Origin of the sequence: Embleya sp. NPDC050154, from assembly GCF_044460165.1 — a bacterium.
Classification (GTDB): Bacteria; Actinomycetota; Actinomycetes; order Streptomycetales; family Streptomycetaceae; genus Embleya.
On sequence record NZ_JBITJP010000006.1, the window covers coordinates 405,855 to 415,566 of the forward strand.

The window sequence follows — 9,712 nt, forward strand, 5'->3', positions numbered from 1 at the left end:
GAACTCAAGGTCAGGCCGGTCCCGCCTTGTAGCCGACCCCGCGCACGGTGACCACCGTCTCCGGGCGCTCGGGATCGCGCTCGATCTTCGAGCGCAGCCGCTGGACGTGCACGTTCACCAAGCGGGTGTCGGCCGCGTGTCGGTAACCCCAGACCTGTTCGAGAAGCACCTCGCGGGTGAACACCTGCCAGGGCTTGCGGGCGAGTGCGACAAGGAGGTCGAACTCCAGCGGGGTGAGCGCGATGTTCTGCCCGTCCCGCTTCACGGCGTGGCCGGCCACGTCGATCACCAGATCGCCGATCACCAACTGTTCCGGTGTGGGTTCTTCGGCTCTGCGCAGGCGGGCCCGCACACGAGCGACAAGCTCCTTGGGCTTGAACGGTTTGATCACATAGTCGTCGGCTCCGGATTCCAGCCCGACCACGACGTCGACCGTGTCGCTCTTGGCGGTGAGCATCACGATCGGCACGCCGGACTCGGCACGGATCTGGCGGCAGACGTCGATGCCGTCGCGGCCGGGCAGCATCAGGTCCAGCAGCACCAGGTCCGGTTTGACGTCCCGGAAAGCCTGGAGTGCCTTGTCGCCGTCCGCCACGAACGACGGCTCGAACCCTTCGCCACGCAGCACGATGCCGAGCATCTCGGACAGTGCGGTGTCGTCGTCAACGATGAGGACGCGTCCCTTCATGTGCATCATCGTCGCATTACCGGATTGTGACCTGCACTCATCCGACCGATTCCGGCCGCGTCCACGCACGGCAAATCCCCCTTTTTCGGGGCAATCGACATGATCGAGAAGGTGGAATCACCGCGAATACCGGTCGAGTACCGAGACGTACGCCGGCCCGCCGACTCACGCAACGGACATTTCAGCCACGAGTACGACCGCCGCGACCACCCGTCGACGTCGCGCCGGCCGGCCCCGGAACGCGTGCGGAGCCCTCCACGTTGTCCACGCGATCGGTGCGCCCGTACGGGGAACCGCATCCCGTGACCGCCCGTTCATCCGAGCCCCGCGCCGGCATGCCACGATGAGTCACCACCCGATCAGGACGAGGAGCGCAAACGCATGACGGACTCGCCCGGCCCGCCCACCCCGGACGCCCCGGGGCCGGACGGAGAACGCCCGTCGGACGACGCCACGTCACCCGACCAGACCGCACCCGCGCCTGCCTCGCAAACCCCGGCCACACCCCCGGTCACGCCTCCCGCCACGCCCCCGGCCGCAGGCTCGTCCCCGGACGAGGCCGCCGAGGAGGCCGCCGAGGAAACCACCGGCGAGCCCGTGCCCGCGGACCGACCCACGTCCCTGGACAAGCCCGCGTCCTCGGACACGCCCGCCGCCGCGAACGCGCCGACATCCTTGGACAAGCCGCCCGCCGAGGACCGGCCCCCGCAGCCCGGCCCGCAGGCCCCGGCACCCGGCTGGGCACCCGTCCAGCCCCCCGCCGCCGGCTGGGGCCCGCCCCAACAGGGCCCGGGCAACGGCTGGGGACCCCCGCAGCAGGGCCCCGGCCCGCAGGGACCCGGCCCGGACCCGCGCTGGGGCGGCAACCAGCAGCCCCTGTGGGGCGCGCCTCCCGGCTGGAACGGCCCCTACGTCCAGGCCGCCAAGCCCGGCGTGATCCCGCTGCGCCCGCTGAGCGTCGGCGAGATCCTCGACGGCGCCTTCGCCGCCATGCGCTCGCACTGGAAGGTCATGATCGGCATCGCCGTCGTGGTCGCCCTGCTCACCCAGTGCCTCGAAGTCCCCATCACGTGGCTGCTCAACCGCGAGTTCTCGCCCAGCGACCTCGGCGACGACCCCACCGGCGAGGAGATCCGGCACTACCTGCGCGACACCGCCGCACTGGTGCTCGTGCCGATCGTGGTCTCCACCCTCGGCCAGATCGCCGCCACCGCCATGCTCACCGTCGTGGTCAGCCGCGCCGTGATCGCCAAGACCATGTCCGCCGGCCAGGCCTGGGCGGCGGTCCGCCCGCTGTTCCCGCGGCTGCTCGGGGTCACCTTCGCCAGTTGGCTCATCCCGGTCGGCGCCCTGCTGGTGGCCCTGCTGCCCGGCCTGGTCCTGCTGGCCGTCGGCGCCGACGGCCTCGGCGCCCTGCTGCTGCTCCCCGGCATGATCGGCGGCATCGTCGCGGCGATCTACCTCTACGTCTGCCTCGCCCTGGCCGGCCCCACGCTGATGCTGGAGAAGCAGTCGGTCCGCAAGTCCCTGGAACGCTCGCGCAAGCTGGTCACCGGCTCGTGGTGGCGCGTGTGCGGGATCATGCTGCTGATCGCGCTGATCATGGCGATCGTCGGCGGCATCATCCAGACACCGTTCCTGCTCGCCTCCGACGGCTTCTCGGCGATCACCGCCTCGGACGCCTCCGACATTCCCGAACCCTCCTTCCTCGACCTGCTGATCACCGGCGTCGGCGCGGTGATCTCCTCCGCACTGCTGTTCCCCTTCGCCGCCGGCGCCACCGCGCTGCTCTACATCGACCAGCGCATCCGCCGCGAGGCACTGGACCTCGACCTCGCCCGCGCGGCCGGCGTCCTCGACGAGCCCGGCAGCGACACGACCTCGGGACCCACGCCGGCGTGACCCGCCACATGCCGATCCCGGCCCGGGACTGGGAACCGGTGGACATCCCGCGCGACGACGCGCGGGATGCCGCCCGGGACGAGCTCTCCCGCAGCGAATACCACCGCGACGACCCCAGCCTGCTCAGCCGCGCCCTGGACTGGTTCTTCGACCACCTGGGCGACCTGCTCTCCCGGGCCGGCGCCAACAGCCCCGGCGGCGGCATCGGCCTGGTGGTGATCCTGCTCGTGCTGATCGCCGCGATCGTGCTGCTGCGGATCCGCCTGGGCCCGCTGCGCGCGGCTCGCCGCCGCGCGGGCCTGCCGCTCTACGGCGACCAGGGGCCGATGTCGGCCGCCCGACACCGCGCCGCCGCCGACGGGCACGCCGCCGAGGGCCGCTGGGACGAGGCGGTCCGCGAACGCTTCCGCGCCATCGTGCGCGCCCTGGAGGAACGCGCCGTGCTCGACGTACGCGCCGGCCGCACCGCCGACGAGGCGGCCGCCGAGGCGGGCCGAGCGCTGCCCGACGCCGCGGCGGACCTGCGCACCGCCGCGGCGACCTTCGACGACGTGCACTACGGCGGCCGTACCGCCGACCGGGAGCTGGACCGCACCCTGCGCGAACTCGACGCCCGCTGCGCCGCCGCCCGCCCGCACACCGACGAGCGGGTGCCCCGATGAGCGACACCGCGCTCAGCCCCACCACCGAACAGCTGTGGCGGCGCATGCGCCTCCCCCTGACCCTGGTCGCCCTGGTCCTGATCGTGGTCTCCGCGCTCGTACTGCTCCAGGGCGACCGACACGAGGGCCGCCTGGACCCCCGCTCCACCGGCGGCCAGGGCAGCAAGGCCCTGGCCCGGCTGCTCGGGGCCGAAGGCGTCCAGGTGAGCACGGTCCGCTCCGCCGACGAGGCGGCCCGCTCGGTCGGCCCGGACACCACCCTCCTGCTGCCCTTCCCCAACCTGCTCACCGAAGAGAGCCTGCGCACCCTCGCCGCCGCCGCGCCGGCCCGCACCGTCCTGGTCCGCCCCGGCGAGGACGCGCTCGCGATCCTGGCGCCCGGCGTGCACACCGCCCGCGACGCCGGCCGCCACACCCTGCAACCGGGCTGCGCACTGCCCGCCGCCGAGCGCGCGGGCGACGCGGACATCGGCGGCGGCCGCTACGACACCTCGCTGCTCCCCGGCGCCACCGGCTGCTACCCGGACGCGGGCCGACCGACGCTCGTGCTCGCCCCGATCGGCACCGGCCACGACACGGTCGTGCTCGGCTCCGGCAGCCCGCTGGTCAACGACCGGCTCGACGACCGCGGCAACGCCGCCCTCGCGCTCAACCTGCTCGGCGCCCACCCGCGCCTGGTCTGGTACCTGCCCGGCTCCGGCGAACTCCCGCCCGCCGAAGACTCGCTGTGGGACCTGCTCCCCTCCGGCTGGCGCTGGGGCGCCGCCCAACTGGCCGTCGCCGCCGTCCTGCTGGCCCTGTGGCGGGCCCGCCGACTCGGCCCCGTGGTGGCCGAACCACTCCCGGTCGTGGTGCGCGCCGCCGAGACCGTGGAGGGCCGCGCCCGGCTGTACCAGCGCGGCCGAGCCCGCGACACCGCCGCCGAACTGCTGCGCGCCGCCGCCCGCGAACAGCTCGCGCGCGCCCTGGGCGGCAACGCCGGCGAAGCCGCCCTGATCGCCTCGATCACCGCCCGCACCGACCACACGTCCGCGCACCTGCACGCCCTGTTGTACGGTGCGAACCCGGAGAGCGACGAGGCCCTCGTCACCCTGTCCGACGAACTCGACGCGCTGATAAGGCAGGTACGCACGACGTGAGCGCACCCGAGCAGACCCGCGAGGCGCGCGACGCCCTCGAAGCCCTGCGCGGCGAGATCGGCAAGGCCGTGGTCGGCCAGGACGCCGCCGTCACCGGACTGGTGATCGCCCTCCTGTGCCGTGGCCACGTGCTCCTGGAAGGCGTCCCCGGCGTCGCCAAGACCCTGATGGTGCGCGCCCTCGCCCGCAGCCTGGAGCTGACCACCACCCGCGTGCAGTTCACCCCGGACCTGATGCCGGGCGACGTCACCGGATCGATGGTCTACGACGCGCGCACCGGCGCGTTCTCCTTCCGCGAGGGCCCGGTGTTCACCAACCTGCTGCTCGCCGACGAGATCAACCGCACGCCGCCCAAGACCCAGGCCGCGCTGCTGGAAGCCATGGAGGAGCGCCAGGTCTCGGTCGACGGCACCACCCGACCGCTGCCCGACCCGTTCATGGTCGCGGCAACGCAGAACCCGATCGAGTACGAGGGCACCTACCCGCTGCCCGAAGCCCAGTTGGACCGCTTCCTGCTCAAGCTCACGCTGCCGCTGCCCGAACGCGACGACGAGATCGTGGTGCTGCGCCGGCACGCCGAGGGCTTCGACCCACGCGACCTGGAAGCGGCCGGCGTACGCCCGGTCGCGGGCGCCGCGGACCTGGCCGCCGGTCGCCGGGCGGTGAGCGCGCTGCGCGTCGACCCGAACATCCTGGCCTACGTCGTGGACCTGTGCCGGGCCACCCGGACCTCCCCGTCCCTGGCCATGGGCGTCTCCCCACGCGGCGCCACCGCGCTGCTCGCCGCGGCCCGCGCGTGGGCCTGGCTGGCCGGCCGCGACTACGTCACCCCCGACGACGTCAAGGCACTGGCCCGCCCGGCCCTGCGACACCGCGTCCGACTGCGTTCCGAGGCCGAGATGGAAGGCGTCACGCCCGACGTGGCGATCGACGCCGTCCTGGCCCACACGCCGGTCCCGCGTTAACCGCCGATGGCCCTGACCGGTCGTGCCGTCCTGGCCGCAACACTGGGCATCCTGGTGGTCGGCCTGCTCCTGCCGTCCCTGGTCGGTCTGGCGGTGGTCGAGGGCGCGCTGCTGCTCGGCATCCTCGCCGACCTGCTGCTCGCCGCCGGCGTCCGCGGCCTGGCCTTCGAACGAGGCGGCGACACCGCGGTCCGCCTCGGCGAACGCGCCGAGGTCACGCTGACCGTCACCAACCCCGGCACCCGCCCCCTGCGCGGCCGACTGCGCGACGCGTGGCCGCCGAGCACCGGCACCGCCACACAGCGGCACGACCTGGACATCCCCGCCGGCGAACGCCGCCGGCTCACCACCACGATGACCCCCACCCGCCGCGGCGACCGCAACGCCTACCGGGTCACCGTCCGCTCGATCGGCCCGCTGGGCCTGGCCGCCCGCCAGGGCTCACACCAGGTGCCGTGGCGACTGCGCGTGTTGCCCGGCTTCCCCAGCCGCCGGCTGCTGCCCTCCAAGCTGGACCGCCTGCGCGAACTCGACGGTCGCTCGGCCCTGCTCACCCGCGGCGCGGGCACCGAGTTCGACACACTGCGCGAGTACGTCCCCGGCGACGACGCGAAGTCGATCGACTGGCGCGCCTCCGCCCGCAACCAGGGCGTCGTGGTACGCACCTGGCGCCCCGAACGCGACCGGCACATCCTGATCGTGCTGGACACCGGCCGCAGTTCGGCCGGCCGGATCGGCGACATCCCGCGCCTGGACGCCGCGATGGACGCGAGCCTGCTGCTGACGGCGGTCGCCAATCACGCGGGCGACCGGGTCGACCTGCTCGCCTACGACCGCCGCGTTCGCGCCGAGGTCCGCCGGGCACCCCGAAACGGGATACTCCCCGCCTTCGTCCAGGCAATGGCCACCCTGGAACCGGAGTTGATCGAACCGGACGCCCGAGGTCTGGTCGCCGAGGTCCTCCGCCGCTCCCCGCGCCGCTCACTGATCGTGCTGCTCACCGGCCTGGAACGAGAGGCGGTCCAGGAGGGAATCCTTCCGGTGCTGCCCGGCCTGGCCGCCCGTCACGAGGTGATCGTGGCGGCGGTCGCCGACCCGGCGATCACCGCCATGGCCGGCCGGCGAGGCGACGCCACGGCGGTCTACGAAGCGGCCGCCGCCGAGCGCGAACTGGCCGAACGCCGCTCTACCGCAGCCGAGTTGCGCCGCAAACGGATCACCGTCGTGGACGCTCCACCCGGTGAACTGGCCTCGGCGCTCACGGACATGTACCTGGCCTTGAAGCTGGCCGGACGGCTGTAGCTCGAAGAACGAGTACCCCCGGCCGCTTCCAGCTCCAGTCGATTCCGCCGGCGGACGCGGACCGCCCTGCCCTGCGGGACGTCGGACGGAGCGAGTAGGGGTGTTCAACCACCCGGGGTGACATGCCCGTTCGCCCACGCCCACGCCGCGATCGCGACCCGATTGCGCACCCGCAACTTCGCCTGGATGTTCGCGATGTGCGTCTTGGCGGTGCCGGCGGTGATGTACAACTCGGCGCCGATCTCGGCGTTGGTGTGCCCCCGGGCGATCAGCCGAACGATCTCGTGCTCCCGGATGGTGAGCGGATCGGGGACCGGGTGCCCGGCCGGGGTGGGACTCGCGGCCGAGGTCGAGGCCGCAGCGGACGTCGAGTTCGAGTGCGGGTGCGGGTTCGGGTGCGGGTTCGCCGACAGCCGATCAAGCAGGCGGACGGTGACTTGCGGGCTGATCAACGTGTCACCCGCCATCGCCGCCCGGACCGCCTCGATCAACAGCGTGGGCCCGGACCGCTTGAGCAGGAACCCACAGGCCCCGTTGCGCAGCGCGGTGTGCACGTACTCGTCGAGTTCGAAGGTGGTCACCACGATCACCCGCGTGGGCGTGGCCACGTCCGGGCCGGCGAGCCGCCGGGTGAGTTCGAGCCCGTCGAGCCGAGGCATGCGAATATCCGCCAGCACGACGTCCGGACGCAACCGTGCCGCCGCCTCGACGGCCGCGACACCGTCGGCCGCCTCACCGACCACGGTCATGTCCGGCTGCGAATCCAGCACGAGCCGAAACCCGCTGCGAATGTCGTCCTGGTCGTCGGCGATCAGGATGCGCGTGGTCACGGGTTCCTCGTTTCCTGGGTCGAGCGAGCGGTTCCGGCCGTGGGCCCGGGTTGGGGCGGGTCGACAGAGTGTGGAGCGCGGTCGGCGCGGTCGGCGCGGTCGGCGCGGTCGGCGCGGTCGGCGCGGTCGGCGGGCAGGATCGCGTGGACGCGCCAGCCGTGTTCGAGCGGTCCGGCATGGAACTCGCCACCCGCCTCGCGCACCCGCTCACGCAGCCCGGCGAGCCCGCGCCCGCCGCCTCCCGTGCGACGGCGCCCGAGGTCGTCGGCGACGGCGCCGGCGGCGCCCGTGGCGCCCGTGGTGTCGTTGTCGTTGTCGTCCACTACGAGTACCGCCACGGCCGGACGGCCGAATCGGGACGTCGCGGTGACCGCGACGTCCACGCCGACCGCGTTCGGCGCGTGTCGGCGGACATTGGTCAGTGCCTCGACCACCACCCGGTGGACGGCGGCCGACGTCTCACGGGACACAGCGGTCACCGGGATGTCCGAGGTCGGGTCGGCGGTGGTAACGGCGCCGGCGACGGTCATGAGTTCGGGAGCGATGGTCAGGGCCGCACGAGTACCGACCGAGGTGGTGAAGTCGGCGATCAACTCCGGCAACCGATCGATACCGGGCAAGGCCGCCCGAGATGCCGCCCGATCCGAATCGCCGACATGCAGGGTGGTGACCATCCGGTCCATCGACGCCAACGCCGCCAACCCGGCCCGCTCGATCCGCTCGAGGGCGACCAGCGCCTGAGCGGGGTCCGACGCACCGACGAAGCGGGCCGCCTGGGCCTGCGCGACGATGCCACTGACGTCGTGCGCGACGTAGTCGTGCAAGTCCCGGGCGATGTCGAGCTGCTGCTCACGGCGAGCCGACGCGACCGCGGCCACCCGCCGCCGCTCGACCAGTCGCGGATACCCGCCCAAGACCACCGCCCCGACCACCGGAAGCCCCCAGAACACCGCCGCGCCGAACGCCTCCAGGGGGCCACCCCGCCATTCCGCCAACGGCAGCGACCACAGCGCGACCGCCGCCCCCATCGCCCCGATCGCTCCCCCTGCGGATCGCCGCGGCTCCCAACGCGCACACACCCCGACCAGAACCAGCAGTACGGCCACCCGGGCGAGCCCCCACATGCCCGACTCTGTCGACGAGGACCACACCTGCCCCAGGAGGGAGATCAAACAGAGCCCACCCAGCCCGACACACACATACGAAAGCCACGCCCCCGGCCGCGGCCGACACAACACGGCCCACAGCGCCACCGCACCGCCGGCCACGGTCGGCACCACCGCAAAGGAACTCTGCCCAAAACCAATCCCGAGCCCGACACCAACGACGGCAACCACACAGACAACCGCCAAAGCACGACCGCCGGACATCCCGAGCCTGTCGATCCTGGTCCCGGTCCTGTTCCCGAGCGTCATATCCCACCCCGAATCCCACTGACGGCGACATGGCCTCCGGTGCGGACTTCAGCGCCGACCTCGACTCGGAACCCTCCATCGGCAGCAGTGCCCATCGGCGTGTCTCCCCCATCCATCGCCATGATCACCAGAGAGCGTAGACGCGCCCACTTTCCACGCGCCTCTACCAAAAAGCAGAGACCCCACTCCGATCACATCTGCCGATCGTCCGATGGCCCGATGGAGGCCCGGTCCTTCCGGCGAGATGTGGGTGTTGGTCGGGAGAAAAAGCATCCAGGGGCGGTGGCGGGGGGAGGGGGTCGGGTTGCGTATGCCGAAGTGACGTTTCCGGGTGGGTGGGGTTTTCGGGCGGGGGCGGTGCCGTGAGGTACTTCGGCGGGCGTTTCCGAAGGAGGCCGGGCCCGGGTGGCGCACCTTCGGTGCGTTTGGGAGGTCACCACCCGGATCCCGAGACGGCCTCGGGCGCAAGGGCCCCTACTGACCTGGGGTTTTGCGTCGTGGGAGGGCGAGAGCGGGTGTCGTGGGCGGGTTTGCGTCTCGGGGAGGTGGGGCTCCGGCTTTCCGTAGGAGGCTTTCTCGCCGCCCGGGTGCCCAGGGGTCCCGTTTTCGGGCGGGGGCGGTGCCGTCGGGTTCTTCGGGGTGCCGTGTGCGGTGGGCCAGGGCGCTTCGGCGTGTAGTGGGTGCGTAAGTGTGCGGCCTCGGGTGCGGGTCTTTGCCTCCGCGAGACGCGAACCCGCCCTCGACACCCGCTTTCGCCCTGCCCACGATGCAAAACCCCAGGTCAGCAGCGATGGCTCGCGTCTGGAGTC

The 9,712-nt window shown here is 72.7% G+C and carries 8 protein-coding genes; 5 read left to right on the forward strand and 3 right to left on the reverse strand.

Annotated elements, in window-relative coordinates:
- Positions 1–10: 10 nt before the first annotated feature.
- The gene (gene mtrA, locus ACIBSV_RS16530) at positions 11–688 is read right to left on the reverse strand and encodes an MtrAB system response regulator MtrA (protein ID WP_026219725.1); all 678 of its coding nucleotides are present in this window, start codon (positions 686–688) and stop codon (positions 11–13) included.
- A 381-nt stretch (positions 689–1,069) separates the two neighbouring features.
- Here mtrA and ACIBSV_RS16535 point away from each other — a divergent pair, with 381 nt between their 5' ends.
- From ACIBSV_RS16535 to ACIBSV_RS16555, 5 genes are read left to right on the forward strand one after another with little or no spacing between them, the layout of a single operon-like run.
- The gene (locus ACIBSV_RS16535) at positions 1,070–2,590 is read left to right on the forward strand and encodes a hypothetical protein (protein WP_395863440.1); all 1,521 of its coding nucleotides are present in this window, start codon (positions 1,070–1,072) and stop codon (positions 2,588–2,590) included.
- Entirely contained in the window at positions 2,587–3,252 is a 666-nt protein-coding gene (locus ACIBSV_RS16540) for a DUF4129 domain-containing protein (protein WP_395863442.1), read from the forward strand. The genes ACIBSV_RS16535 and ACIBSV_RS16540 overlap by 4 nt, the downstream gene beginning before the upstream one ends.
- The gene (locus tag ACIBSV_RS16545; RefSeq protein WP_395863444.1) at positions 3,249–4,391 is read left to right on the forward strand and encodes a DUF4350 domain-containing protein; all 1,143 of its coding nucleotides are present in this window, start codon (positions 3,249–3,251) and stop codon (positions 4,389–4,391) included. The genes ACIBSV_RS16540 and ACIBSV_RS16545 overlap by 4 nt, the downstream gene beginning before the upstream one ends.
- Entirely contained in the window at positions 4,388–5,356 is a 969-nt protein-coding gene (locus tag ACIBSV_RS16550; RefSeq protein ID WP_395863446.1) for an AAA family ATPase, read from the forward strand. The genes ACIBSV_RS16545 and ACIBSV_RS16550 overlap by 4 nt, the downstream gene beginning before the upstream one ends.
- A gap of 6 nt (positions 5,357–5,362) precedes the next feature.
- Positions 5,363–6,658 carry a DUF58 domain-containing protein gene (locus ACIBSV_RS16555; RefSeq protein WP_395863447.1) on the forward strand — a complete coding sequence of 432 codons (1,296 nt, stop codon included), beginning with the start codon at positions 5,363–5,365 and terminating at the stop codon, positions 6,656–6,658.
- Positions 6,659–6,762: 104 nt separating this feature from the next.
- Here the strand turns inward: ACIBSV_RS16555 and ACIBSV_RS16560 are convergent, their stop codons facing one another.
- Together ACIBSV_RS16560 and ACIBSV_RS16565 are read right to left on the reverse strand one after the other, a co-directional pair.
- Complete coding sequence (locus tag ACIBSV_RS16560) at positions 6,763–7,488, reverse strand: response regulator (protein ID WP_395863449.1); 726 nt, start codon at positions 7,486–7,488, stop codon at positions 6,763–6,765.
- A complete protein-coding gene (locus ACIBSV_RS16565) occupies positions 7,485–8,612 on the reverse strand; it encodes a sensor histidine kinase (RefSeq protein WP_395863451.1) in 1,128 nt (375 codons plus the stop codon). The genes ACIBSV_RS16560 and ACIBSV_RS16565 overlap by 4 nt, the downstream gene beginning before the upstream one ends.
- Between the last annotated feature and the right edge of the window lie 1,100 nt (positions 8,613–9,712).

Coding starts and splice junctions, on each gene's coding strand:
- mtrA (WP_026219725.1), bottom strand. CDS start 688: ATGAAGGGACGCGTCCTCATCGTTGACGACGACACCGCACTGTCCGAG.
- ACIBSV_RS16535 (WP_395863440.1), top strand. CDS start 1,070: ATGACGGACTCGCCCGGCCCGCCCACCCCGGACGCCCCGGGGCCGGAC.
- ACIBSV_RS16545 (WP_395863444.1), top strand. CDS start 3,249: ATGAGCGACACCGCGCTCAGCCCCACCACCGAACAGCTGTGGCGGCGC.
- ACIBSV_RS16555 (WP_395863447.1), top strand. CDS start 5,363: ATGGCCCTGACCGGTCGTGCCGTCCTGGCCGCAACACTGGGCATCCTG.
- ACIBSV_RS16565 (WP_395863451.1), bottom strand. CDS start 8,612: ATGTGGGGGCTCGCCCGGGTGGCCGTACTGCTGGTTCTGGTCGGGGTG.